Annotated in this window: 18 protein-coding genes; 15 read left to right on the forward strand and 3 right to left on the reverse strand. The window is 66.1% G+C overall.

Annotation, left to right across the window (positions count from 1 at the left end; all coding sequences use genetic code 11):
- Window positions 1-196: 196 nt before the first annotated feature.
- The gene (locus B5G20_RS01410) at window positions 197-1,330 is read left to right on the forward strand and encodes an aldo/keto reductase (RefSeq protein ID WP_087354289.1); all 1,134 of its coding nucleotides are present in this window, start codon (window positions 197-199) and stop codon (window positions 1,328-1,330) included.
- A 261-nt stretch (window positions 1,331-1,591) separates the two neighbouring features.
- Here B5G20_RS01410 and B5G20_RS01415 read toward each other — a convergent pair whose 3' ends face one another.
- Both B5G20_RS01415 and B5G20_RS01420 read right to left on the reverse strand, forming a co-directional pair.
- Window positions 1,592-1,885, reverse strand: a complete 294-nt coding sequence (locus tag B5G20_RS01415; RefSeq protein WP_087354291.1) for a GNAT family N-acetyltransferase — start codon at window positions 1,883-1,885, stop codon at window positions 1,592-1,594.
- A gap of 236 nt (window positions 1,886-2,121) precedes the next feature.
- Complete coding sequence (locus tag B5G20_RS01420) at window positions 2,122-2,826, reverse strand: hypothetical protein (RefSeq protein ID WP_087354293.1); 705 nt, start codon at window positions 2,824-2,826, stop codon at window positions 2,122-2,124.
- A gap of 325 nt (window positions 2,827-3,151) precedes the next feature.
- Here B5G20_RS01420 and B5G20_RS01425 point away from each other — a divergent pair, with 325 nt between their 5' ends.
- The 5 genes from B5G20_RS01425 to B5G20_RS01445 all read left to right on the forward strand — a co-directional run bounded on the left by B5G20_RS01425 (window position 3,152) and on the right by B5G20_RS01445 (window position 9,849).
- Entirely contained in the window at window positions 3,152-5,701 is a 2,550-nt protein-coding gene (locus tag B5G20_RS01425) for an excinuclease ABC subunit UvrA (RefSeq protein WP_239286819.1), read from the forward strand.
- A gap of 196 nt (window positions 5,702-5,897) precedes the next feature.
- Window positions 5,898-6,314 (forward strand): peptide deformylase, encoded by a 417-nt coding sequence (locus tag B5G20_RS01430; RefSeq protein ID WP_087354297.1) that lies wholly within the window; start codon window positions 5,898-5,900, stop codon window positions 6,312-6,314.
- A 79-nt stretch (window positions 6,315-6,393) separates the two neighbouring features.
- Entirely contained in the window at window positions 6,394-7,731 is a 1,338-nt protein-coding gene (locus B5G20_RS01435) for a M18 family aminopeptidase (protein WP_087354299.1), read from the forward strand.
- 102 nt (window positions 7,732-7,833) lie between these two features.
- Window positions 7,834-9,039 (forward strand): MFS transporter, encoded by a 1,206-nt coding sequence (locus B5G20_RS01440; protein WP_239286820.1) that lies wholly within the window; start codon window positions 7,834-7,836, stop codon window positions 9,037-9,039.
- Window positions 9,040-9,084: 45 nt separating this feature from the next.
- Complete coding sequence (locus B5G20_RS01445) at window positions 9,085-9,849, forward strand: hypothetical protein (RefSeq protein ID WP_087354303.1); 765 nt, start codon at window positions 9,085-9,087, stop codon at window positions 9,847-9,849.
- 104 nt (window positions 9,850-9,953) lie between these two features.
- Here B5G20_RS01445 and B5G20_RS01450 read toward each other — a convergent pair whose 3' ends face one another.
- On the reverse strand, window positions 9,954-10,274 hold the full coding sequence (locus B5G20_RS01450; protein WP_087354305.1) for a hypothetical protein: 321 nt from the start codon (window positions 10,272-10,274) through the stop codon (window positions 9,954-9,956).
- A 271-nt stretch (window positions 10,275-10,545) separates the two neighbouring features.
- Here B5G20_RS01450 and B5G20_RS01455 point away from each other — a divergent pair, with 271 nt between their 5' ends.
- From B5G20_RS01455 to B5G20_RS01495, 9 genes are all read left to right on the forward strand, one after another.
- On the forward strand, window positions 10,546-11,976 hold the full coding sequence (locus B5G20_RS01455) for an amidophosphoribosyltransferase (RefSeq protein WP_087354307.1): 1,431 nt from the start codon (window positions 10,546-10,548) through the stop codon (window positions 11,974-11,976).
- Between the two features lie 662 nt (window positions 11,977-12,638).
- Window positions 12,639-14,072, forward strand: coding sequence for an ethanolamine permease (eat, locus tag B5G20_RS01460; protein WP_239286821.1), 1,434 nt, complete (start codon window positions 12,639-12,641; stop codon window positions 14,070-14,072).
- A gap of 78 nt (window positions 14,073-14,150) precedes the next feature.
- Window positions 14,151-15,503, forward strand: a complete 1,353-nt coding sequence (locus tag B5G20_RS01465) for an aspartate aminotransferase family protein (RefSeq protein ID WP_087354311.1) — start codon at window positions 14,151-14,153, stop codon at window positions 15,501-15,503.
- A gap of 111 nt (window positions 15,504-15,614) precedes the next feature.
- Entirely contained in the window at window positions 15,615-16,619 is a 1,005-nt protein-coding gene (locus B5G20_RS01470) for a phosphotransferase (protein ID WP_087354313.1), read from the forward strand.
- 42 nt (window positions 16,620-16,661) lie between these two features.
- Window positions 16,662-17,003, forward strand: a complete 342-nt coding sequence (locus B5G20_RS01475; protein WP_087354315.1) for a P-II family nitrogen regulator — start codon at window positions 16,662-16,664, stop codon at window positions 17,001-17,003.
- Window positions 17,004-17,209: 206 nt separating this feature from the next.
- Window positions 17,210-18,886: an aminotransferase class I/II-fold pyridoxal phosphate-dependent enzyme gene (locus tag B5G20_RS01480; RefSeq protein WP_087354317.1), complete on the forward strand. Its 1,677-nt coding sequence runs from the start codon at window positions 17,210-17,212 to the stop codon at window positions 18,884-18,886.
- Between the two features lie 454 nt (window positions 18,887-19,340).
- Window positions 19,341-20,246, forward strand: a complete 906-nt coding sequence (locus B5G20_RS01485) for a UTP--glucose-1-phosphate uridylyltransferase (RefSeq protein ID WP_087354319.1) — start codon at window positions 19,341-19,343, stop codon at window positions 20,244-20,246.
- Window positions 20,247-20,256: 10 nt separating this feature from the next.
- A complete protein-coding gene (locus B5G20_RS01490) occupies window positions 20,257-21,342 on the forward strand; it encodes a glycosyltransferase family 2 protein (RefSeq protein WP_239286822.1) in 1,086 nt (361 codons plus the stop codon).
- A 615-nt stretch (window positions 21,343-21,957) separates the two neighbouring features.
- Window positions 21,958-25,461 (forward strand): DNA-directed RNA polymerase subunit beta, encoded by a 3,504-nt coding sequence (locus B5G20_RS01495; protein ID WP_255376933.1) that lies wholly within the window; start codon window positions 21,958-21,960, stop codon window positions 25,459-25,461.
- The last annotated feature ends 1 nt before the right edge of the window (window position 25,462 follow it).

The raw sequence follows: 25,462 nt of genomic DNA on the forward strand, positions 1-25,462 counted from the left end.
GGTTGATGGGGGTGCGAGCTACGGTGTGCTCTGCGCAACCCTTTCGATACGGCAAGAGTCAATGTTGCTGCTCGAATCTCCGTCTGTTTATTGGAGTGCACTTCAAGGGAATAAGGAAGCTGATTGCCACATCCCGCGGTGGATACGCGGAGCCCGTCGCCGGCAAGCGGCTGCCGGCGGTAGGAAAGGGGAGAACATGGACCGCTATCTCGGAGAGTCTACGCCCAAGCTTGGCTTTGGCTTTATGCGCCTGCCCAAGCTCGAGGACGGCACGATCGACCTCGAGCAGACCAAGCAGATGGTCGATCGCTTCATGGATGCCGGGCCCACGTACTTCGATACGGCCTTTGTCTACGACAACGGCGCCTCCGAGGCGGCCCTCAAGGCGGCGCTCATCGACCGCTACCCGCGCGAGAGCTTTACCGTTGCCACCAAGCTCAACGCTTGGATGCAGGCGCCCACCAAAGAGGCGGCGCACCAGCAGTTCTTCACGAGCCTCGAGCGCACCGGCGCGGGCTACTTTGACTACTACCTGCTCCACGCCGTCCAGAAGAACAACATCGCCAAGTACGACGAGTACGACGCCTGGAACTTTGTCAAAGAGCAGCGCGATGCGGGCCTCATTAAGCACTGGGGCTTCTCGTTCCACGACTCGCCAGAGTTTCTGGACCAGCTCCTCACCGAGCACCCCGACGTTGACTTTATTCAGCTGCAGATCAACTACGCCGACTGGGAGGACCCCAAGCAGGCATCGCGCGCCAACTGGGAGGTCGCGCGCCGGCACAATGTCCCCGTGGTGGTGATGGAGCCGGTTAAGGGCGGGCTCCTTGCCAACCCCGTGCCGCGCGTTGCCGACATCCTGCGCGCCGCCAACCCGGATGCTTCGTACGCCTCGTGGGCCATCCGCTTCGCCGCGTCGCTCGACGGCATCATCACGGTGCTCTCGGGCATGTCGAATCTTGAGCAGGTGGAAGACAACGTCTCGTACATGCGCGACTTCACGCCGCTCAGCACCGACGAGCTCGCAGTGATCGAGCACGCGCGGCAGGAGTTGACCTCTGTTGACTCCATCCCCTGCACGGTGTGCCACTACTGCACCGACGGCTGCCCGCAGAACATCCCCATTCCCGACATCTTCTCGGCCTACAACCGCCGTCTGGTGTGGGACGACGACGAGGGCGCGCGCAAGCGCTATGCCGAGGCGGTCTCGGCCGAGGGCGCCGGACGCGCGAGCGACTGTATCGCCTGCGGACAGTGCGAAGGCGCCTGCCCGCAGAGCCTTCCGGTGATCGAGCTGCTCAAGAAGTGCGCCGAGGTGTTTGACGCGTAGTGTGACGTGGAGCCCGTGCCGAGCGGTCGCGTTGTCCCGGGACGTTTTCTCGGGCGAGGCGACCGCTCGGCACGGAGTATTTGATGCAAGAAGCGCCGCGATGGGTCTTGCTCGGACCCTATCGTGGCGCTTTTTTGCATCAAATATGCGGGAAGGATGGCATACGCCTCTTCTGAGGGGCGATTGGTCGCGGAGTGAGGTGCTGTGTGGGATGGGCGGCGGACCGAGGGAGAACGCCCCAGCGTGCGCGGGGCACGCCGTTTATGCCACAAGCTCCGCCCACTCGGGGTGGCGCGCAAACCAACCCACGGCGTACGAGCAGGTCGGGTGCGCCTTGCGGTGGGTCTCCTTGAGCTCGCGCGCGGTCTGCTCGAGCAGCATGCCCGCAATGCCCTGGCCGCGGAGCGATTCGTCCACAAAGGTGTGATTGATCTGGACCGTGCCCTCCGTCTCCTCGGGGAACGTGACCTCGGCGAGCATGGTGCCGTCGGGTGCGACGTAGCGGATAGCGTGGGAATGTACTTCAATCTGGTTGTCTTGGGGTGTGCGTGTCATGGCTCGCCTTTCTGCGGGCGCGTTTCGAGGCGCGCGGTACTCGTGTTGTGCACCCATCGTGTACCCGCGCGGCAGCGGCATGTGCGCACGGCGCCCTTTGCAATGGAACGGAAACACTGCTTGAGGGGGTCCGGGCCGTCTGCCGGGTAAAAGGCCTCGCTCGCCGTCTGGCAGTGCGAGCGCCTGTCCACAGGCTGATGCTTCACCGCACGGTGGGCGGCGCGTCGGACCCTGCGCTAGCCCATGAGCGAGCCGTTGAAGTAGATGATGGCGCCGAACATCCCGGCGAGCGCGGCGCAGAGGAGCAGGACGGCAAACCCTAGGGTAATCTTGCTCCACAGCGGCGTCGGCCTCTGGCCCGACATCATACCCGCCGAGCCGATCATGCCCGCTACGAGGGCTACGCCGAGCGCGATCATGCACGCTCCCTCGGCCGTGGCAAGGCGCGGCAGGTTAGCGGGGGAGACGTTGACGTAATGGTAGCTGTGGAGCGGGGTAACGTCGCCCGTGGCGATCATCTGCACGCCGGGCACGATGGTAAAGAGCGCGCACACCACCCCGATGAGCGCAAAGACAGCCATGCGGGCGGGCATGCTCAGGCTGGGCAGAAAGCCGCGGCGCGTGACAGAGTCGCCGGGAAAGGTCATGAGCCCGCCGTTGCAGCGGACGATGGCGAGGAGCATCTCGGCAATCGACAGCACCAGAAGCACGATCCCTAAGATGGTGAACCAATCGGGCAGGAGGCTGGAGATAAGGAACACGATGCTCGCACCGCAGCCGATGAGCCCCGCGCCGGTCATTCGCGCGAGCCGGGGCCGGAGCGCCTCGGGCGTGGTGGCGTAATGGTAGCTGTGGAGCAGGCGGACGTCGCCCGTCACGCACATGTAGACGCCGAGACCTGCGGTGATAATGCCGAGGGCCAGGGGTAGGATCGTATCCATCTCGGCTCCTTTCCGAGTGCAGGGCGGGCGGATGTGGGCCGGAGCTGCGGCTCCGGCGGACTGTCAGCGCGCGTGGACGCGGTTGGACCGCCACCCCAAGCAACGAAACGAGGCAAGTATAGCCTCGCCCCCCCCCTCGCGTGTGTGTGGCGATCGCGCGCAAAATCTGCACACGGTTTGAGGCCCATCGGCACCGGCCAATGCGAAACAACGTTTCGCGCCGGCGCCGCTTGCGACGTGGTACCGTAGGCGTCGAAAACGACATGAGAGAGGGGACGCGATGGAGCGAGAATCGGTTCGAAACAGCGCGGAAAATAGCGGAGCGTTGGTCGCCCCGACCCCGACCCCGGCGCCTCCCGCCCCAGCACCGGCGCACGCCTACACAGCCCCGACGCACATCGAGGTCCGCGGCGCCCGCGTCCACAACCTCAAGAACATCAACGTCGACATTCCCCTCGGGTGCCTCGTGGGCATCGCGGGCGTCTCGGGCTCGGGCAAGAGCTCGCTCGCGCTCGGCACTCTCTACGCCGAGGGCAGCCGCCGCTACCTCGACGCGCTCTCCACCTACACGCGCCGGCGCATCGGACAGGTCGGCCGCGCCACCGTCGACGAGGTGCGCCATGTGCCGGCAGCGCTCGCCCTGCGCCAGCGCCCGGGCATTCCCGGGGTGCACTCCACCTTAGGCACCTCCACCGAGCTCCTCAACTACCTGCGCCTCATGTTCTCGCGCCTCGGCAGCCACCAGTGCCCCCACTGCGGCACCCATGTGCCGCCTTCCATGGACGTCGCCCTCATGCGCCCCACCACCTGCCCCTCCTGTGGCCAGGAGTTCTACGGCCCCGGCGCCGAGGATCTCGCCTTTAACAGCGCGGGCGCCTGCACTACCTGCGGCGGCACGGGTATCGTGCGCACGGTGGACGAGTCCACGCTCGTGCCGGACGAGTCGCTCTCCATCGAGGAGGGCGCCGTTGCCTCGTGGCAGCAGCTCATGTGGAAGCTCATGCGCGATATTGCCCGCGAGATGGGCGTCCGCACCGATGTGCCGTTTCGCGACCTCACGCCCGAGGAGCGCGAGATCGTTTTTCACGGCCCGGCCGAGAAGCACCACATGTTCTATCAGAGCTCCAAGACCGGCGACGTGGGCGAGATGGACTTTACCTACTTCAACGCGGTCTACACGGTGGAGAACGCGCTCTCTAAGGTCAAGGACGAGAAGGGCCTTGCGCGCCTGGCAAAGTTCCTCAAAGAGGACGTTTGTCCCGACTGCCACGGCACGCGCCTCAATGCGCGTGCCCGCGGCCCCGTCATCGACGGCATGAACCTCGGCGAGGCCACCCGCATGACGCTCGACGAGCTTGCGGCTTGGGTGCCCGGCGTGCCCGCCCTTATGCCCGAGGCCATGCGCCCTATGGCCCAGAGCATCGTCGCCGAGATGGCCGAGCCCATCGAGCGGCTCAAGCAGCTGGGCCTGGGCTACCTCTCGCTCGACCGCGCCAGCTCCACGCTCTCCACGGGCGAGCGTCAGCGCGTGCAGCTCGCCCGCGCCGTGCGCAACCGCACCTGCGGCGTGCTCTACGTGCTGGACGAGCCCTCAATCGGCCTGCACCCCTCCAACGTGGAGGGTCTGCTCGGCGTGATGGACGACCTTCTGGCCGACGGCAACTCCGTGGTGCTGGTGGACCACGACGTGCGGGTGCTCCGCCATGCGGACCATCTGGTAGAGATCGGCCCTGGCTCGGGCACGGCGGGCGGCTCGGTCATCGCGCAGGGGAGCGTGGAGGAGGTTGAGCAGAGCTCGTCCACGCGCATCGGGCCCTTTCTCTCGGGCGTGCGCCGCGTGCGGGTGCGCGAGCGCGCCGCGGCGGACGAGGTCTTTGCCCGCGGGGCGGTGCGGCTCGAGACCGGGGCCATCCACACCGTCAAGCCGCTGGCGGTCGAGGTGCCGCGCGGCAGGCTCACGGCGGTGACGGGCGTGTCGGGTTCGGGCAAGACGACGCTTGTGCTCGAGAGCCTCATCCCGGGGCTTCGCGCGGCGATTGCGGGGGAGGCGCTGCCCGGCCACGTGCGCAGTGTGGACCCCGGCGACCTCAGGCGCGTGCACCTCATCGACGCCACGCCCATCGGCGCCAATGTGCGCTCGACGGTGGCCACCTACTCGGGTGTTCTCGACGACCTGCGCCGCGCCTTTGCCAAGACGCCCGCGGCGCGCGAGCGCGGCCTCAAGGCAGGCGCGTTCTCATACAACACGGGAAGCCTCAGGTGCCCCACCTGCGATGGCACGGGCCAGATCTCGCTCGACGTGCAGTTTTTGCCCGACGTGGACATTCCCTGCCCCGACTGTCAGGGCGGGCGCTACCGTCGCGAGGCGCTCGACATCAAGCTCGCGGGCGACCTCAGCCTGCCCGAGCTCATGTCGTACACGGTGGACCAGGCGCGCGAGGTGCTCGTCGGCCTTACGCTCAAAAGCGTGCTCGGCAAGCTGCAGACCCTCTCCGACCTGGGGCTCGGCTACCTCACGCTCGGCGAGGCCACGCCGGCGCTCTCGGGCGGCGAGGCCCAGCGCCTCAAGCTCGCGAGCGAGCTCACGCGCGACCAGGCAGACGCTCTCTTTGTGTTTGACGAGCCTACGATCGGCCTGCATCCGCTCGATGTGGAGGTGCTGCTCGGCGTGCTGGAGCGGCTTATCGCCAACGGCGCCACGGTGGTGGTGATCGAGCACGACCTCGACATGATCGCCAACGCCGACTGGGTGATCGACATGGGCCCCGGCGGTGGCGACGCGGGTGGGCGCGTGGTGTGTGCGGGCACGCCGGAGCAGGTGGCAGCCTGCGCCGAGAGCGTCACGGGGCGCTACATCGCCGAGGAGCTCGCGTAGCGTTCGCCGACAGGGGGGGTCGGACCCGCTAACAGAAGGAATCAGACGCCCCAGTAGAAACAATCAGACACGTCAACCCGCCCGCTCGTCCCTTTGCGGGCAAAACCGTTTGCCACTGGCCCGTCTGTCTCGTATCATGCCGGGTGCTATAAGATGCCGTCGCGCGGGACGCGGCGGATTCGTGGAGGGTAGTTTCATGATCAAAGAGATCGTCAAGGATCGCGAGTTTCTGAGCAAGCCGGCCGAGGAGGCCACCGTGGCCGACGCCGAGGTGGTGCAGGACCTGCGCGACACGCTCGAGTCGCTCGACGACGCCGTGTGCCTCGCCGCCAACCAGATCGGCTCCACCAAGGCCGTCATTGCCTACCGCGACGGCGACCGCGTTGCCGTGATGCTCAACCCCAAGATCAAGCGCGGCGCACAGCCCTACAAGACGCAGGAGAGCTGCCTGTCGCTCGAGGAGCCGAGCGAGGTGCGCCGCTTCCAGATGGTCACCGTGTCGTACCAGGTGCTCTCGGGCGAGAACCTCGTGAGCCGCACGAAGCGCCTGAACGGGTGGACGGCCGAGGTCGTGCAGCACGCGATCGACCACTGTGCGGGCAAGCTCGTCTAGCGCCCGCCTTTTGCGCCCAGGCCGCCCTGTGCTGGCCCGGGTGCGCACAACCGGGCATCACGCACTGAGGAGGCCATTCATGTCACACGACGAGGTCGCGGCTACCGAGGGGCTGCTCGCGTTTATCGGCGAGAGTCCGAGCATGTTCCATACCTGCGCGGCGATCCGCCGCCGGCTCGACGCGGCGGGCTTTACCTATCTGCCGGAGGGCGACGCCTGGACGGTCGAGCCGGGCGGGGCGTACTACACGCAGCGCAACAATTCGAGCGTGATCGCCTTCCGCGTGGGGGAGCGCGCGCTTGCCAAGGACGGGCGCTTTCATTTTCAGCTCACCGCGGCGCACGGCGACTCGCCCACCTTTAAGATCAAGGCCGTGCCCGAGCTCGAGGGTCCGGAGGGCACTCGTCGGCTCAACGTCGAGGCCTACGGCGGCATGATTGACTACACGTGGTTTGACCGGCCGCTCTCGGTGGCGGGTCGCGTGCTCGTGCGCGAGGGGAGCCGGGTGGAGAGCCGCCTCATCGCGCCCGAGGAGCCCATCGCGCTCATTCCGAGCCTCGCCGTCCATCTCGACCGCTCGGTCAACGACGGTTTCTCGCCCAACCGCGCGGTCGACCTCTGCCCGCTCATTACCGCGGGCGAGCTGGGCGAGGGCGCCTTTGACGCTTATGTGGCCAAGGCGGTCGGCGTTGAACCCGAGCAGGTGCTCGCGCGCGACCTCTTTCTCGTCAACCGTCAGCCGGCGTGCGTGTGGGGCGCGGCGCAGGAGTTTGTCTCGTCGCCCAAGCTCGACGACCTCATGTGCGCCTACGTCTCGCTCGAGGCGTTCCTCGCTGCGCAGAACCCCGCGTGCGTGACAGTGTACTGCTGCTTTGACAACGAGGAGGTCGGCTCCAACACCAAGCAGGGCGCGATGTCGACGCTTCTGGCCGACACGCTCACCCGGCTCACCGCCGCGCTCGGCCTCACGCCGGAGGACTACCGCCGCGCGCTTGCCAAGTCGATGCTCGTGAGCTGCGATAACGCGCATGCGGTGCATCCCAACCACCCCGAGAAGCACGACGCGGGCAACCGTTGCCGGCTGAACGGCGGCTTGGTGATCAAGGAGGCGGCAAACCAGCACTACTGCACCGACGCCTTTAGCCGCGCGGCGTTTGAGGCCGTGTGCGATCGTGCGGGGGTGCCGTACCAGACCTTTGCGAACCGCAGCGACATGGCGGGCGGTTCAACGCTCGGCAACCTCTCTAACATCCAGGCGAGCATGCACGCGGTCGACGTCGGTTGTGCGCAGCTGGCGATGCACTCGTCGTACGAGACGGCCGGTGTGCGCGACGTGACGCTTGCCGCGCAGGCACTCCAGGCCTTCTTTGAGGCCGATCTTACGATTGACGAGGCGGATGCGATCGAGCTCGGATAGGCGAGCGAACGGTCGGAGCAGGCAGAACGAACAGGACGCGCGAGACGGGCGGAGCGGCATGGGCGCTCCGCCCGCCGTCGTTTGGGTAATGAGGGGGCTATTGTGAACCAGCAGCTTCGCCGCGGGGGCGGCTCGGGAGGATTCGGCATGTGGGCGCCGCTCGTGGGGCTCTCGGTCGCGGCCTTTATCTTTAACACGTCGGAGTTTATCCCCACGGGGCTCCTGAGTGACATCGCAGCGTCGTTTGCGCTCAACGAGGCGCAGGCCGGCACCATGATTTCGGTCTATGCGCTCGCCGTGCTCGTGCTCTCGGTGCCGCTCATGGTCGTATGCTCGCGCTTTGACCCCAAGCGGCTGCTCTTGGGAGTCATTGGGCTCTTTCTTGCTGGACAAGTGCTCTCGGCGGTGGCGCCCACGTTTGAGCTGCTAGTGGCCGCGCGCCTGCTCGTGGCTGCGGCGCATGCGGTCTTTTGGTCGATCGCCTCGCCCTATGCCTCGCGCATTGCCGACGAGAGCCATGCCTCGCTCGCCATGAGCATGGTTGTTACGGGCACATCGGTGGCCATGATTCTTGGCATGCCGCTCGGCCGCGTGATCGGGCTTGCCCTCGGCTGGCGTATGACCTTCGTATGCGTTGCCGTGGTGGCGGGGGCGGTCTTGCTGCTGCTGGCGGCAGTGATGCCCCGGCTCGACCGAGGCGAGCCTTTTAGCGTGCGCGAGCTCCCGTCGCTTATGAAAAACGGCGGACTCGTGGCCATCTATGTGACGACGGTGCTCGTGGCGACGGGCTACTACACCGGCTACAGCTACATCGAGCCGTTTATGCAGCAGGTTGCGCATCTGGCGGCGGGCGAGGTCACCGCTGCGCTCACGGTCTTTGGGTGCGCGGGTATCGTGGGGAGCCTTCTCTTCTCGCGCTGCTTTGACGGGCATCGCGCGGCCTTTATCCGCATCATGGTGGGCGGCGTTGCCGCGGCCCTCGCGCTCATGCTGCCGGCGAGCGCCTCGTTTGCGAGCGCCTGCGCCGTCTGCGTGCTCTGGGGTTTGTGCGCCACGGCGTTTAACGTGGCCTTTCAGGCCGAGATCATCCGCCTGGCGCCGCCGGAGGCCGCCGCGGTTGCAGTTTCGATCTTCTCGGGGCTCTTTAACCTGGGGATCAGCTTGGGTACGTGGCTGGGTGGCACGGTAGTGACGTGCCCGGGCATCGGCCTTGTGGGAGTTGTTGGCGCCGCGGTGGCGTTTGCGGGTCTTGTGTGCTGCGTGATGCTGATTGGGCGGCCGCGCCGCGGGGTATCTCTCTCCCGATAGCGTGCCGCGCCCCTGCCGGGCGCTCGACACCGAAAGGGAACGTGTATGACCGAGAACCTTACTCCCGAGCGCCACGAGGGGATGCATGAGGGTGCTTCCGATGCGGGGGCGACCCGTGTTACCGCGCCTGCCGATGGCGGCGCGGGAGCGACCCGTGTTGCCGCGCCGGCTGATGACGCCGCGCGGACGACCGTCGTCCCGCCGTGTGCGGAGGCTGCCGCCGCCGTCCCCGACGCGACCCTGCCCGCTCCCGTTCCGCCCCCAGCTGCGACGCCCTTGCCCGAGGCGGATGAGCTCCGCGAGGAGCTGCGCGGCCTGGGTGCGCGGGTCAAGCGCCTGCGGACGGCGGTCGTTGTTCTCGCGTGCGTTGCGGTGCTGTTGGCGGGCGCAGTTGGTGCCCTTGCCTGGTCTGTCTGGGGGCCGAGCGACCCCAGCACGCCTCAGACGGAGGTAGGTGTTGTGGGCGGTAGCTCCGTGGGCTCGAGCGGCTCGGCCGATGCTTCCGGATCACACGATGTGGGCGGCACCTCGGGCTCGGGTGCGGCTGCGGACGATGCGGATGAGGACGACGCCATCGACCCCGACAATCTCTGCGCCGCCGATCTTCTTGCCATTGTGGGCGAGAACTGGGCGAATGCGCAGCGCATCCTCGCCTCCTACGGGGTGGACCAGGCCGATCTGGTGCTTATCACCGACGATGGCGGCATGGTGCTCAACCCCTCCAACTGGACGGTCACGCTCGTAGCCGACCTCGACGAGCCGGGTACGGTCGCCGTCTATCTGCGCCACGATTCGCACAGCATCTTCTAAGGGTCAGTTGGGTCAGTTGGGGACGTGTTCCAACTGGCCCATGTGCGCCCCGGTACGGTCTGTCAGCTTGGCGGGCTGTGCCGAGGCGCTTTGCATGCTGTGGGTTATTTCTTGCCAAAGAGGCTGCCGATGCCGCCCATGATGCCCCCGAGCGGCGAGCTGCCCGAGCCGCCACCGAGGAGGCTCGTGATGCCGCCGAGCTTGGAGAGGTCGATCTGAGAAAGGTCGATGGCCGAGAGGTCGATGCCGCCGGAGAGCACACGGTCCTTGACCCCGTCCACAATCTGGGTGAGGTCGCCCTCGCCGAGCGTCTGGCCGGTGATGTCCTCGATGGCGGCGCGGGGGTCGGCGAGAATGTCGTTGATCTTCTCGGGTGCGTTGGTCACGGTCTGCACGACTTGGTCGATGATGGCCTGGATATCCATGGGGTCCTCCTGAGGGTCGAGTCTTGCCGCCCATTGTACCGTGCCGGTCGCCCTGTCGGTCGGCGGGCTGCTGCACCGCCGAGCCTCGTTCCAGCTTGCTGCCCCATCATCAGCCTTCTCGCCCCGTCCGCTGCCCGCCCACGTTTGCTTGCCGTCCACCATCCCGCCCCGCCTGTCACCCGTCTATCTAATCGACGCCCCACCCTGCCGCTCCGGCACCGCTCAACCCGGTATACTGCTGCCGTAGCAAAACCGGGCGAGAGGGGTGCCAATGGGCGGTTTCTTTGGGGCGACGTCGCGTCGCGATGTGGTGCTCGACGTGTTTTTTGGGGTCGATTATCACTCGCATCTCGGCACGCGCCGGGCGGGCATGGTCTTCTGCGAGGGTACGGGCGGTTTTCAGAAGGAGATTCACTCCATCGAGAGTGCGCCCTTCCGTTCGCGCTTTGAGAAGGACCTCGACCGCTTTCATGGTACAAGCGGCATCGGCTGCATATCCGATACCGACCCGCAGCCCCTGCTCGTTCGCGGGCGCCATGGGACCTTTGCCATCACCACGGTCGGCATCATCAACAATGCCGACGAGCTCATCGAGCGGTACTTTGAGGAGGGCGGCGCCCAGTTTATGGCGATGAGCTCGGGCGAGGTTAACCACACCGAGCTCGTGGCCGCGCTCATCAACCAAAAGGACGACCTTGTTGAGGGCATCGTCTATGCGCAGCAGGTGATTGAGGGTTCGCTCACCCTGCTCGTTATGACAGAAGATGGCGTTATCTACGCTGCGCGCGACCGCATGGGGCGCCTGCCTGTGCTCATCGGGCGCGACGCAGCGGGCGATGGCTACTGCATCTCGTTTGAGTCGTTCGTCTACCACAAGCTGGGCTACGAGGACGCCTATGAGCTGGGCTCCGGCGAGATCGTGCGCGTTACGGCCGAGGGGTACGAGAGCGTGGTGGCGCCGAGCGGCCAGATGAAGATCTGCGCCTTCTTGTGGGTGTACTACGGCTATCCCAACTCAAACTACGAGGGCATGAACGTCGAGGTCATGCGCTACCGCAACGGGCGGATTATGGCGCGCGACGAGGCGCTCGCCGGGACGCTTCCCGAGGTCGACTATGTGGCGGGCGTGCCCGACTCGGGCCTGCCGCACGCCATCGGCTACGCCAACGAGTGCGGCGCCACCTTTGCGCGGCCGTTCATTAAGTACACGCCCACCTGGTCGCGCTCGTTTATGCCGCAGAACCAGGCCGTGCGCGACCGCATCGCCGAGATGAAGCAGATTCCCGTGCCGGAGCTCATCCGCGACAAGCGCCTGCTTTTGGTTGACGACTCCATCGTGCGCGGCACGCAGCTCGGCAAGACCGTCGACTTTCTTTACAGAGCCGGCGCGTCTGAGGTGCATATGCGCTCCGCCTGCCCGCCGATTATGTTCAGCTGCAAGTATCTGAGCTTCTCGCGCGGAAAGTCCGACCAGGACCTCATTGCGCGCCGCGTGGTGCGCGAGCTCGAGGGGCCCGAGGGCGACGAGCATCTGGACGAGTACGCCGACAGCTCCACCGAGCGCGGCAAGTGCATGCTGAAGAAGATCTGCGAGCAGCTCGGCTTTGACTCGCTTGGTTATCAGAGCCTGCCGGGCATGCTCGAGGCCATCGGCATCGACCCCACGCAGGTGTGTACGTACTGCTGGAACGGCCGGGAGTAGCCTTCTCGACCCGGCCGGCCTCCTGTAGCACCTGATCTTGGCCTTCAATCGTCGGTCGGCGCACGCAAGGCGTCCTCCCTCCTCTTTCAGGCCAATCTCGGGCACTACAGGAGGCCGGCTCCGTAGCGGAGGGGCACGCCACCTTGCCCCTCAAGCCTTCGTGCATGGCACGAAGGCCTATGCCGCCTCGCTTCACGGCAATCTGGCGCACTGCGGCGGGCCGGCTCCGTTGCTGAGACGTGACAATGGGGACAGGTTGCTTTGTCACGTGACAAAGCAACCTGTCCCCATTGTCATGTGCGGCGGATGGGTCAGTTGGGGACGTGTTCCGTTTGACCCATTTCGTATGTTTCTCCCCGTTTTCGGGTTCATTTCGGGCTGACAAACAGATAACAAGCCGGTTACGAGGCGTTTTCTGCGCGTTTTCGGCGCGGTTGCGCTTCCGTAACCTTGCCGTCGCCCGCCCGGAGCCTCTCCCAGCGCGCCCTAGGATGGTCGTGTCGCGCGCCCGCTAACCCCTCGCGCGCGACTCGGGGACACGTCCCGGGCGCTCGGCCCGTTCCCATCCCGGTGCGCCCGAGACGTCTCCCATGCCCCGTGCGGCCTGCCCGGTACCAGCGGCTGCGCGCCCGCAAACCAACGGAACAGGGGGAGTGATCCATATGACGACAAACGCACGGAGGGAGGCCGCCCCAGCGGCCGAGACCTCGGAATACTTTGAGAAGCGCTCGCTTGCGCAGGGCTCGGTGAGCTGGGTGATGCTCATGGGGCTCGGCGTGGCCTACGCGATCTCGGGAGATTTCTCGGGCTGGAACTACGGCATCGCGCAGGGCGGCTGGGTCGGCATGCTCATCGCGTTTCTGGTAATGGGCGCCATGTACCTCTTCATGTCGTTCGGCCTCGCCGAGATGTCGTGCGCCATGCCCACGGCGGGTGCGGGCTACGCTTTCGCCCGCCGCGCGATGGGAAAGGTGGGCGGCGCCTTCACCGGGTTTGCCATCCTGGTTGATTTTGCCATCTGCCCCGCCGCCATCTCGACCTTCATCGCCGACTATGTGCACGCGCTGGGCTGGTTCTCCAACGTGCCCTCGGCGCTCATCATCGCCGTCTTCTTCGCCGTGTTCGTGGGGCTGCAGATCGTGGGCGTGGGCGAGGCCCTCAAGGTGACCTTTGGCATCACGCTCATCGCGGTCGCCGCCCTTGTGGTCTTTGCCGTGGGGATCACCCCGTCGTTCTCGGTGGGAAACCTTTTTGATATCGCTCCTGCAGCCTCCGGTGCGAGCGAGGCCCTGCCGTTTGGCGTGAGCGGCGTGATCGCGGCGCTGCCCTTCGGCATGTGGCTGTTCCTGGGCGTTGAGGGCGTGCCCCTTGCGGCCGAGGAGGCGCGCGACCCCGAGCGCGACATGCCACGCGGTATCATCGGCGCGATGCTCCTGCTCTTTATCACGGGCTTTGCGGCCGTCATGCTGGTCACGGGTGGTGCGGGGGCGCTCTTTGCCGGAACCGCCGCGGCCCCGCTCGTCGACGCCCTGAACGAGGTCGGCGCCCCCGGTTTTGCCGCGTTCGTGAACGTGGCCGGCCTCGCCGGACTCGTGGCATCGTTCTTCTCGTGCATCTACAGCGCCTCGCGCCAGGCGTTCGCCCTCTCGCGCGCCGGCTACCTGCCGAAGTTCCTCTCCTATACCGGTTCGCGCAAGACGCCCTTCGTCTCGCTCGTGGTGCTCGGCGTGATTGAGGTCGTCCTCGCCGTAGGCATCGGCAACGGCAGCGCCCTGCTCAACATGGCTGTCTTTGCTGCTTGCGTCTCGTACGCCATGATGAACCTCTCGCACATCCTGCTGCACCTCCACGAGCCCCAGATGGAGCGCGCGTTCGTGGCGCCCGGCGGCATTGCGCTCACCTCGATCTCGCTGGTGCTCGCGCTGGTGGCCCTGGTCTCGACCTTCTTCGTGGATGTGGTCGCCGCCGGCTGCACGCTCGCCGTGCTCGTGGCGCTCATGGTCTACTTCTTCGTCTACTCGCGTCACCACCTGGTGGCAAATGCCCCGGACGAGGAGTTCGCGGCCCTCGCCGCGGCCGAGGCGGAGCTCGCCTAGCACAGTCCCCGTCCCACACCGTCCGGTGTCCGGCTCCTTTGCCCCAGCCCAAACCCCACTCACGAAAAGAGGCCTCCCATGGCTCAACCTTCCGTCCCCGAGGAGAACGTAGGCATCCTCAATTCCAACAGCTTTGACATGGCCGACCTGCCCACGCTCACCGGCGAGCTCCACGATCTCGTTGCCCGCCGCGAGGTGCTCGGCCCCTGCTACCGGCTCTTCTACCAGCGACCACTCCACCTGGTGCGCGGCCGGGGGTGCCGGCTCTTTGACGCCGACGGCACCGAGTACCTCGATATGTATAACAACATCCCCTCGATCGGGCATGCCAACCCGGTGGTGACCGAGGCGGTGACGCGCCAGCTCGAGCTTATCAACACGCACACGCGCTACGTGCATGAGAATCTGCTCGACTACGCCGACGAGCTCCTCGAGACCCTGCCCGAGCCTATCGACCGCATCATGTTCATGCTCTCGGGCTCCGAGGCCAACGACCTCGCACTGCGCTGCGCCAAGCTCTACTCGGGCGGCGAGGGCATTATCGTGACCTCCGAGGCGTACCACGGCAACACCGAGCTCGTCTCGGGCGTCTCGCCCTCCATCGGCAAGGACGTGCCCATGAGCCGGACGATGCGCATGATCGAGAGCCCCGACACCTACCGGCTCGGCACCGACGAGATCGGCCCGTGGATGTGCGAGCAGATAAGCGCGCAGATTGCCGATATGCGCCGGCACGGGATCGAGTTTGCAGGCGTGATCTTTGACAGCATCTTCTCGTCCGACGGTGTGATTCCCGGCGCGCCGGGCTTTCTCAAGTCGGTGGTGGACCTTGTGCATGCCGAGGGCGGCGTCTACATTGCCGATGAGGTGCAGCCCGGGTTCTGCCGTACGGGCAAGGGGTTCTGGGGCTTTGAGCGCCACGGCATCGTGCCCGATATCGTGACGATGGGCAAACCCATGGCAAACGGCATCGCTTGCTCAGGCATGGCGATCAAGCACGAGGTGCTCGACGCCTTTGCGCGCACCTATCCCTACTTCAACACCTTTGCGGGAAACCCCGTGGCCATGGCCGCGGCGTTGGCGGTGCTCCACTACCTCAAGGATGAGCACGTGCTCGAGCATGTGGACGCGATCGGCGACAAGCTGGTGGACGAGCTGCTCGCCATGGCCCTGAAGCACCCCGTGCTCGGCGATGTGCGCGGGACGGGCCTGTTTGTGGGCGTGGACATCGTGGTTCCGGGCACGACCGAGCCCGACCGCGCGCTCGCGGTGCGGCTTATCGAGCAGCTGCGCGAGGAGCGCGTGCTCATCTCGCTCTGCGGCCCCTACGGCAGCGTGCTCAAGATTCGCCCGCCGCTCGTGTTTGATGAGGACGACTTGGCGTTCTTTGTGGCCGCGCTCGAGCGGGCGCTCACGGCGCTGGGGGTGTAGCGCCTGCGCGCCGCGTGCGGGGTGCGGAGCGCCCACGCCCCGTCCCGCCTGCGTTCGCACGGCTCCACAACCCATCGCCCCGTCCACCCTCGCAGGAAAGGATGATCCCCCATGGCAACCAACTTTGATAACCCCGAGCTCTTTCAATGGGTGGCCGAGCAGGCGGCCGCGCGCTACCCCTTCGATAACCCGGGCTGCCGTCTGCTGGCCTTCTCCGAGAACGCCACGTACCTCATCTTTGACCCCGTAACCGGTGAGAAGCTCTGCGTGCTGCGTGTGGGACGCCCCGGCTACCACACCCGCCCGGAGTACGAGAGCGAGATCAGCTGGCTCCGGCAGATCAACGACTACACGCCGCTCACCGTGGCAAATCCCATTCCCGCGCGCGATGGGTCCTTTATCCAGGAGGTGACCGACCCCGCAACGGGCAACGTCTACTTCTGCATGGCAACGGAATTTCTCTCGGGCGAGACCCTCGAGCACGAGACCGACCCCGCCGCCGTTCCACGGCACTTTGAGATGCTCGGCGAGATCACGGCCTACCTGCACCGTCAGACCGAGATTTGGAATGGCACCAAAGAAATCGTCCGCCCCCACTGGGACTGCGACAACATGATCGGGCCGCACGCCATCTGGGGCGACTGGCGGGCCTATCCCGAGCTCACGCCCGAGACGCAGGGGGCGATCGAGCGCTGCGTGGGCATCATCTACCGCCGGCTCGAGCGGTACGGCAAGACGCCCCAAAACTACGGCGTTATCCATGCCGACCTGCGCGACACCAACATCATCGTGGAGGGCGACGCGGTGAAGGTGATCGACTTCGACGACTTCGGCTTTGGCTGGCACCTGCACGACCTCGCCGGTGCCCTCACCTTTATCGAGGAGCGCGACGACGTGCCCGACCTGGTGAACGCGTGGCTCGACGGTTACCGCAAGGTGCTGCCGTTTACCGATACCGATTTTGTAGAGATCGACACGTTCATTTTGCAGCGCCGCATCCAGATGCTCGCGTGGCTCGCGAGCCATCAGGACTCAACGCCCGTGCAGGGCTATATGGAGGGGTATCTGGACGGAACGATGGGGCTCGTCGACCGGTATCTGAAGCTCTTTGGATAAGGCGGGGACACGCAGGATAAAACAGCTGAAAGGAAGTGCACGATGAAGGCGATCGAGCTCATCATCAACGGCGACAAGTTGGACCGCGTCATGCAGCTGCTGTCGACGTTTAGCAAGAGCGGCATCTTTGTGGCGCAGGGGTTTGGCTATGGGCATCAGCATGGGTTTAAGCAGGTCTATACGCGTGACGACGACCGCGGCGTAAAGATCCTGCCCAAGGTCTCGGTGCGCACGGTGGTGGAGGACGCGCTTGCCGAGCAGGTGGTCGATACGCTCGTTGCGGAGCTGGGGAGTGCGTCGTTTGGCGACGGAAAGATCTTCATCACCGACGTGATCGATGCGGTGCGGGTGCGTACGGGCGAGCACGGCGACGAGGCCCTCTAGCGTGACAGTGGGGCATTTGGGGACGTGTTCCGTTTGACCCATTTGCAAATGGGTCAAACGGAACACGTCCCCAAATGTCCCACTGTCACAAAATTGAACTTTGCAGGATGCTCCTGGCGTGGTACACTTGCCTGCAATTGAACGAATTGAACTTCTGACCGTCCGCTGAGGCGCAGGAGTTCAATTTTTCGGTGAGAGGAGGCGCGATGGGGGAGAGCACCGGGAGCACGTTTGCCGAGCGGCTGAACCGCTCGCTCGACGCCGCCGGCCTCAAGCAAGCAGACCTTATCCGCGCGGCGGGTGCGCGCGGGCAGAAGCTCGGCAAGAGCCAGGTGAGCCAGTACGTGAGCGGCAAGACCCTGCCGCGCCCGCGCGTGATGCGCCTGTTAGCCGAGCTCCTCAACGTGGACGAGCGCTGGCTTGCCGCAGGGGAGGGCCCAGCGGCCTCCGGAGCCCCTACTGCCACTGACGGCAGCGGTCCCGCCGCTCCCAGCTCGGCGGCCGCCACGGCCTCGGCGGCCTCTGCATTCGCCGCGGCCCCGCCCACCCCGGCGCGAGCCGCCGCGCGGCCTGAGACCGCAGCCCCCTTCCCGTCATCCACCGCGGCGTCCGAGTCCGTCCTCCAAAGTGGCCCCGGCCCGCGTTCCACCCAAAGGAGCACCCCCATGCGCGAGTTCAAAAAATCCACCAAGCTCGATAACGTTCTCTACGATGTCCGCGGCCCCGTGGCCGACGAGGCGGCCCGCATGGAGGACGAGGGTCTGCGCATCCTTAAGCTCAACATCGGCAACCCGGCGCCCTTCGGCTTCCGCACGCCCGACGAGGTCGTGACCGACATGCGTCAGCAGCTCCCCGACTGCGAGGGCTACTCCGACTCCAAGGGCCTCTTTTCGGCGCGCAAGGCCATCATGCAGTACGCGCAGCTCAAGCATATCCCCAACGTCTCGATGGACGGTATCTACACCGGCAACGGCGTCTCGGAGCTCATCCAGCTCTGCATGAACGCCCTGCTCGACACCGGCGACGAGATCCTCATTCCGAGCCCCGACTACCCGCTCTGGACGGCCTGCGCCACGCTTGCCGGCGGCACGCCCGTGCACTACGTCTGTGACGAGGAGGCCGAGTGGAACCCCGACCTCGCCGACCTGGAGTCCAAGATCACGAGCAATACCAAGGCCATCGTCATCATCAACCCCAACAACCCCACGGGCGCCGTCTACCCGCGCGAGGTGCTCGAGCAGATTGTCGAGATCGCCCGTCGGCACGGTCTCATGATCTTCTCGGACGAGATCTACGACCGCCTCTGCATGGACGGTGTGGAGCACATCTCGATCGCCTCGCTCGCGCCCGACCTGCCCTGCGTGACGTTCTCGGGCCTCTCCAAGAGCCATATGATCGCGGGTTACCGCATCGGCTGGATGGTGCTCTCGGGCAACAAGCGCTGCATGAAGGACTTTATCTACGGCATCAACATGCTCTCCAATATGCGCCTGTGCTCCAACGTGCCGGCGCAGTCCGTTGTGCAGACGGCGCTCGGCGGCTACCAGAGCGTAGAGCGCTACGTAGAGCCGGGCGGGCGCATCTACGAGCAGCGCGAGTATGTCTACAAGGCGCTCAACGAGATTCCGGGCATCAGCGTGGTCAAGCCCAAGGCGGCGTTCTACATCTTCCCCAAGATGGACGTCGAGCGGTTCAACATCACCGATGACGAGCAATTCGCCCTCGACCTCCTGCACGAGAAGCGCATCCTCATCACGCGCGGTGGCGGCTTTAACTGGGGCAAGCCCGACCATTTCCGCATCGTGTACCTGCCGCGCATGGAGGTCCTGCACGAGGCGCTCACCGATCTGGCCGACTTCTTTGCGCATTACCGCCAAGGGTAAGGTGCGCAGGCGGGCGGTTTATGTGGCGTAGGGGCATATGGCGCCGCACCTCGCCGTTGAAAGAACGTTGACGGGCGGCTCGCTTCTTCCAAACAGGGGAGAGGCGAGCCGCCCCGTTGTTGCCGCGGGGCGCCGGGTTGCCTGTGCCGTGCGCGGGGCCGCTGGTACCGCCGCGTCGAGCGCTGAAGGTGCCACGCGATCGATGGCGTGCAGCCCTTCGGTCCTGACTGCCGCGTCGAGCGCGGGACATCCAACCTCACCGCCGACCGCTCGCCCGGCCTAAGCGACCGCTTGCGGTGCCCGCGCGCCCGGCACTCTGGAGTTTGCTTGAGTTTTGAGGGGGCCCGCGCACCCTGCGCTACGATACCCCGCGTATAAGTCTAGTCGACGTCCGGGCCCCGGCCCGGTGCCGCGCCCCGCGCGGGCGCGCCCAAGAAAGGACCAGTCACCAGCCATGAAGGCAATCATCCCCGCCGCCGGCCTCGGCACGCGCTTCCTGCCCTCCACCAAGTGCACCCCCAAGGAGATGCTGCCGGTGCTCGACAAGCCGGTCATCCAGTACGTGGTGGAGGAGGCGCTCGAGCCCGACGAGGTCGACGGCGCCATCATCGTGACCTCGCCCAACAAGCCCGAGCTCCTCAGCTACTTCCAGCCCGACCTCTCGCTCGAGCAGCTCCTGCGCGAGCGCGGCAAGGGCGCCTACGCCGACGCCGTGGCCGAGGCCGGCTCCATGCCCGTGGACTTCCGCTTCCAGTACAAGCCCAAGGGCCTGGGCCACGCCATCCGCTCCGCCGCCGACGCCGTCGCCGGCGAGAGCTTCCTCGTGCTCCTCGGCGACTACGTGGTTCCCGCGCGCGACATCTGCGACAAGATGCTCGCCGTCTCGGCCTCCCGCGGCGGCGCCTCGGTGATCGCCGTGGCCGCCTGCGCCCCCGACGAGGTCAGCCGCTACGGCATCGTGGCCGGCGAGCGCGCCGGGTCGCTGCCGGGCTGCGAGGGCGCGGGCGACTCCGAGCCGGGCGCGGTGTGGCGCGTCTCCGGGCTCGTGGAGAAGCCGGACCCGGCCGAGGCCCCCTCGAACCTCTACATCGTGGGCCGCTACCTGCTCTCGCCGCTCGTCATGGACCTCCTCGAGGACCAGGCCCCGGGCGCCGGCGGCGAGGTGCAGCTCACCGACGCCATGGCCCGCTCGCTCGACCGCGAGGCCATGTACGCCGTCGTGATCGACCCGCTCTCGGGCTACGACACGGGCACGCCCTCGGGCTGGATGGCCACCAACGCCCTCATGGCCGCCTCCGACCCGCGCTTCTCGGGCGCGTTCTGGGAGGCCGTCGACGCCCGCGGCGGACTCAAGCGGTAGCGTGCCGCCCGTGGACGTGCTGTCTGGCGTCGGCGCGGCCGCTGGTGCCGAGTCTGGCCCTGCGTCCTCGGCGCACACGGAGGAGGGCGTCGAGCAGAAGCTCTGCCCCGCCGACCTCCGTCCGGCTCCCGTGCTCGCGCTCGTCATACCTTGCTTTAATGAGGCGTCCGTGCTCCCGCGCACGGCGCCTCTCTTTCTAGCTGCTCTCTCCGAGCTTGCAGCGCACGGTGCGGTGGACCCGGCGAGCTATCTCATGGTGGTGGACGACGGCTCCACCGACGACACTTGGGCCGTGGTGCGGGCGCTTGCCACAGCGGACCGTCGCGTGCGCGGGGTGCGTTTGAGCCGCAACCGCGGGCAGCAGAACGCGCTCGCAGCGGGGCTCGACGAGGTGCGCGGCCACTGCGATGCCGTCATAACGCTCGATGCCGACGGGCAGGATGACCCGTCGGTGCTCCCCGAGATGGTCGCGCGTTACCGTGCCGGCTACGACGTGGTCTTTGGCGTGCGCTCGCGACGCGACTGCGACGGCGCAGTAAAGCGTCTTACGGCTCGTGCCTTCTACCGGCTGCTCGGGCTCCTCGGCGCCGAGGTGGTGCCCGACCACGCCGATTTTCGCCTCATGGCAGCCCCCGTGCTCGAGGCCCTTGCCGACTTTACCGAGGTCAACCTCTACCTGCGCGGTCTTGTGCCGCTCGTGGGGTTTAAAAGCTGCGAGGTTGCCTACGAGCGCGCGCCGCGCGCGGCAGGGTGGAGCCGCTACAGTGTGGGCCGCATGCTCGGCCTTGCCCTCGACGGGGTGACCTCGCTCTCTATCCGGCCGATCCGCCTCATCACGGTGCTCGGACTCATCATCGCGCTCGGCAGCGTGGCGGGCATCGTCTGGGCTATCGTCACCGTGGCGACGGGCCACGCGGTCTCGGGCTGGGCGTCTATGATCTGCGCGATCTTCTTTTTGGGCGGGGTGCAGCTCGTGAGCCTCGGCGTGATCGGTGAGTACGTGGGCAAGACCTACCTTGAGGCAAAGGCGCGCCCGCGCTACATCGTCGCAGAGCGGGTGGGGAATCAGCTGCGGGCGGACCGAGCGGCTCGATAGGGCAGTCGGAGGCCCTGCGTGGCACTCACCAGCCCGCGTGGGCGATTGCGATGGTGCCCTGATTAATCTCGACCCCCGATGTGAGTGCATCTTTTGGGATGTGCCAGTAGCACGGCGCTTTCGGGCGATAAAACACGACAACATCCCAGCTGAGTGCTTTCGTATAATAAAGTGATACAAGACGTTTCCAAAAGATGCACTCACATCGAGGGTTGAGTTTTCCGGACGCGTGGCCAGCGGGCGCGAAAGGGTGTCGTGGGGTGCCGCCGGGCGAATCTGGGGCATGCGGCTAGGCGTGGCTGCGCGCCACGTGTCGACCCGTTGCATTACAACTTGGTGCCGGACGCAGCAAATCCCAAGCCCGCTCACATAAAACGCATGAACACATGTTCGAAACAAGCCAGGTACCAGCGCAAATGCAACTAAGTATTTTGACTACTCCAAATACGGTCAAACGTCAAGAACAAACTTGCCGAACGGTACCCCGGTGCGTAAACTACTAGGATGCGTTAATTCGGTCGAGAACTCACCAAGCGTCCCGTCGGCACAGCGCCGAGCGGGGCAGGTGGGCTCCCGATCTTACAAACCGCCTTTGGTAGAAGGAGGAACAAGCTGGTGGCAACGTTAATCCCGCAAGCAACGCCAACGGAACGCGCCCGCGTCAACTTTGGCAAGATCGCCGACGCGATGGAGCTCCCCAACCTCATCTCGGTGCAGAAGGAGTCCTTCGAGCGCTTCATGACCGACGGCCTTCGCGAGGCGTTCCGCGAGTCGAGCCCGATCCGCAGCCAGAACCACGTGCTCGAGGTCACCTTTGGCGAGCACCAGTTTGGCGACCCGGCGCACGACGTCGACGAGTGCCGTGAGAAGGACATGACCTATCAGGCGCCGCTGCTTACCGACGTCCGCCTCACCAACCGCGAGACGGGCGAGATCAAGGAGCAGCTCGTCTTTATGGGCGACTTCCCCATGATGACCGAGCAGGGCACCTTTGTGATCAACGGCACCGAGCGTGTCGTGGTCTCGCAGCTCGTGCGCTCGCCGGGCGTCTACTACTCGCAGGAGATGGACGGCGGCAAGCAGGTCTACAAGGCGCAGGTCATCCCGGCCCGCGGCGCCTGGCTCGAGTTTGAGGTCGACAAGCGCGATCAGCTCGTGGTCTCCATCGACCGCAAGCGCAAGCAGTCCGCCACCATGTTCCTTCGCGCCCTGGGCATTGCCGTCACCAACGACGAGATCTTTGAGCTCCTCGGCGACTCCGACGTGGTCCGCCGCACCATCGAGCGCGACACGGCCCTCACCCGCGAGGACGCCCTCATCGAGATTTACCGTCGCCTGCGCCCGGGCGAGCCGCCCACCGTGGACGCCTCCCGCAGCCTCCTCGAGGGCCTCTTCTTCAACCAGCAGCGCTACGACCTGGCGCGCGTGGGCCGCTACAAGGTCAACAAGAAGCTCGGCCTTACCACCGAGGAGAACGTGCAGATTCTGACCGACGAGGACATCGTCGCCACCCTGCGCTACCTGCTCGCGCTTGCCGCCGGCGAGCCCGGCTTTAAGGTCGACGACATCGACCACTTTGGCAACCGCCGCGTCCGCACCGTCGGCGAGCTCGTCGCCAACCAGTTCCGCATCGGCATGAGCCGTATGGAGCGCGTCGTCCGCGAGCGCATGAGCTCGCAGGATATCGACGAGATCACGCCGCAGTCGCTCATCAACATCCGCCCGATCGTGGCGGCCATCAAGGAGTTCTTCGGCTCGTCGCAGCTCTCGCAGTTCATGGACCAGTCCAACCCGCTGACCGGCCTCTCGCATAAGCGCACCCTCTCCGCGCTCGGCCCTGGCGGCCTTGCCGGTCACAAGTCGGGCTCGAGCCGCCGCACCAACGTGCCGACGGCCGTCCGCGATGTTCACAACTCGCACTACAGCCGTATGTGCCCGATCGAGACCCCCGAAGGCCCCAACATCGGTCTTATCGGTCGTCTTGCCCTTTACGCCCGCGTAAACGAGTACGGCTTTATCGAGGCTCCGTACCGTCGCGTGGAGAACGGGCACGTGACCGACCAGATCGACTGGATGACCGCCGATGAGGAGGAGAACCACATCATCGCGCCGGCGTCCACGCCCGTCGACCCCAAGACCGGCGACTTCGTGACCCTCGACGCCGATGGCAACCTCGTGCGCCCGCACACCATCGTGGCCCGTACGCGCGACTTCGACGGCTCCTTCGGCGCCCCGGCCGACGTGCCGGTGGACGACGTCGACTACATGGACGTCTCGCCGCGCCAGATGATCTCGGTCGCCGCCACGCTCATTCCCTTCCTCGAGCACGACGACGCCAAGCGTACCCTCATGGGTGCCAACATGCAGCGCCAGGCCGTGCCGCTCATCCACCCCGCAGCCCCCTACGTGGGCACGGGCATGGAGCGCCGCGCCGCCCTCGACTCCGGTGAGGTTACGCTCGCGCGCCACGCCGGCGAGGTCATCTTTGCCGACGCCTCCAAGATCACCATCAAGCACTCCGGCGGTATGGACAGCTACGTGCTCCCCAAGTACGAGCGCTCCAACCAGTCGACCTGCATCAACCACCGTCCGCTCGTCAACGTGGGCGACACCGTGACCGAGGGCCAGCCCATCGCCGACGGCCCGTCGACCGATCATGGCGAGCTCGCGCTCGGCCAGAACCTCACCGTGGCCTACATGAGCTGGGAAGGCTACAACTACGAGGACGCTATCGTCGTCTCCGAGCGCGTGGTGGCCGAGGACCTGCTCACCACCATCAACATCTCGCGCCACGAGATCGATGCCCGCGATACCAAGCTCGGCCCCGAGGAGATCACCCGCGAGGTGCCCAACCTCTCCGAGTCGATGCTCGCCAACCTCGACGAGGACGGCATCATCCGCATCGGCGCCGAGGTCGGCCCCGGCGACATCCTGGTCGGCAAGGTCACGCCTAAGGGCGAGAGCACCCAGACCGCCGAGGAGCGCCTGCTCAAGGCCATCTTTGGCGCAAAGGCCCACGATGTGCGCGACACCTCCCTCAAGATGCCGCACGGCGCTTACGGCCGCGTTATCGACGTGGTGCGCTTTAGCCGCGAGAACGGCGACGACCTCACCCCGGGCGTCAACGAGCAGGTGCGCGTCTACGTGGCGCAGCGCCGCAAGATCCAGCAGGGCGACAAGATTGCCGGTCGCCACGGCAACAAGGGTGTTATCTCCACCATCCTGCCCGTCGAGGACATGCCCTACATGGCCGACGGCACCCCGGTGGACATCATCCTTAACCCGCTCGGCGTGCCTTCGCGTATGAACGTCGGCCAGCTGCTGGAGTGCCACCTCGGCTGGGCCGCTGCCTGCGGTTGGGACCCCGAGAGCGCCGACTCCGACAAGTACGTGCCCGGCCCGTTCTTTGTCTCGACGCCGGTCTTTGACGGCGCCACCGAGGACGAGATCGCCGAGGTCATCCGCCGTGCCAACAAGAACATGCTGAACCTCGCTACTGAGCGCTACGGCGAGCACATGGACCCGCGCTTTGTGACCCAGCTCGACGAGCGCGGCAAGACCCGCCTCTTTGACGGCCGCTCCGGTGAGGAGTTCCGCGAGCCGATCACCGTGGGTACCTCCTACATCCTGAAGCTCGGCCACATGGTCGACGACAAGATCCACGCGCGCTCGACGGGCCCCTACAGTCTCGTTACCCAGCAGCCGCTCGGCGGCAAGGCCCAGTTCGGCGGCCAGCGCTTTGGTGAGATGGAGGTCTGGGCGCTCTACGCGTACGGCGCCGCCAACGTCCTCCAGGAGATCCTCACCGTCAAGTCCGACGACACCGTGGGCCGTGTCAAGACCTATGAGGCCATCGTCAAGGGCGAGAACATCCCCACGGCCGGTCTCCCCGAGTCGTTCAAGGTGCTCGTGAAGGAGATCCGCTCCCTCGCGCTCGACATCGAGCCCCTGCACGACGCCGAGCCCGAGCGCGCCGAGAGCGTCGACGAGGCTCCGGCCGAGGCCGAGGGCGAGTCCGACGACCTCGTCGGCCTCGACAAGATCGACGACCTCGACACCTCCGTCGAGGCGGTCGACGCCCTCATCGACGAGCTCGCCACCACCACCGAGAAGGAGTAGT

This window comes from Collinsella sp. An7 (genome assembly GCF_002159335.1).
Classification (GTDB): domain Bacteria; phylum Actinomycetota; class Coriobacteriia; order Coriobacteriales; family Coriobacteriaceae; genus Coprousia.

Bases quoted from the DNA above. Each gene is read 5' to 3' on its own strand.
- B5G20_RS01465 (WP_087354311.1), top strand. From the start codon at position 14,151: ATGGCTCAACCTTCCGTCCCCGAGGAGAACGTAGGCATCCTCAATTCC.
- B5G20_RS01470 (WP_087354313.1), top strand. From the start codon at position 15,615: ATGGCAACCAACTTTGATAACCCCGAGCTCTTTCAATGGGTGGCCGAG.
- B5G20_RS01410 (WP_087354289.1), top strand. From the start codon at position 197: ATGGACCGCTATCTCGGAGAGTCTACGCCCAAGCTTGGCTTTGGCTTT.
- B5G20_RS01485 (WP_087354319.1), top strand. From the start codon at position 19,341: ATGAAGGCAATCATCCCCGCCGCCGGCCTCGGCACGCGCTTCCTGCCC.
- B5G20_RS01480 (WP_087354317.1), top strand. From the start codon at position 17,210: ATGGGGGAGAGCACCGGGAGCACGTTTGCCGAGCGGCTGAACCGCTCG.
- B5G20_RS01430 (WP_087354297.1), top strand. From the start codon at position 5,898: ATGATCAAAGAGATCGTCAAGGATCGCGAGTTTCTGAGCAAGCCGGCC.
- B5G20_RS01450 (WP_087354305.1), bottom strand. From the start codon at position 10,274: ATGGATATCCAGGCCATCATCGACCAAGTCGTGCAGACCGTGACCAAC.
- B5G20_RS01475 (WP_087354315.1), top strand. From the start codon at position 16,662: ATGAAGGCGATCGAGCTCATCATCAACGGCGACAAGTTGGACCGCGTC.
- eat (WP_239286821.1), top strand. From the start codon at position 12,639: ATGACGACAAACGCACGGAGGGAGGCCGCCCCAGCGGCCGAGACCTCG.
- B5G20_RS01455 (WP_087354307.1), top strand. From the start codon at position 10,546: ATGGGCGGTTTCTTTGGGGCGACGTCGCGTCGCGATGTGGTGCTCGAC.
- B5G20_RS01415 (WP_087354291.1), bottom strand. From the start codon at position 1,885: ATGACACGCACACCCCAAGACAACCAGATTGAAGTACATTCCCACGCT.
- B5G20_RS01435 (WP_087354299.1), top strand. From the start codon at position 6,394: ATGTCACACGACGAGGTCGCGGCTACCGAGGGGCTGCTCGCGTTTATC.
- B5G20_RS01445 (WP_087354303.1), top strand. From the start codon at position 9,085: ATGACCGAGAACCTTACTCCCGAGCGCCACGAGGGGATGCATGAGGGT.
- B5G20_RS01420 (WP_087354293.1), bottom strand. From the start codon at position 2,826: ATGGATACGATCCTACCCCTGGCCCTCGGCATTATCACCGCAGGTCTC.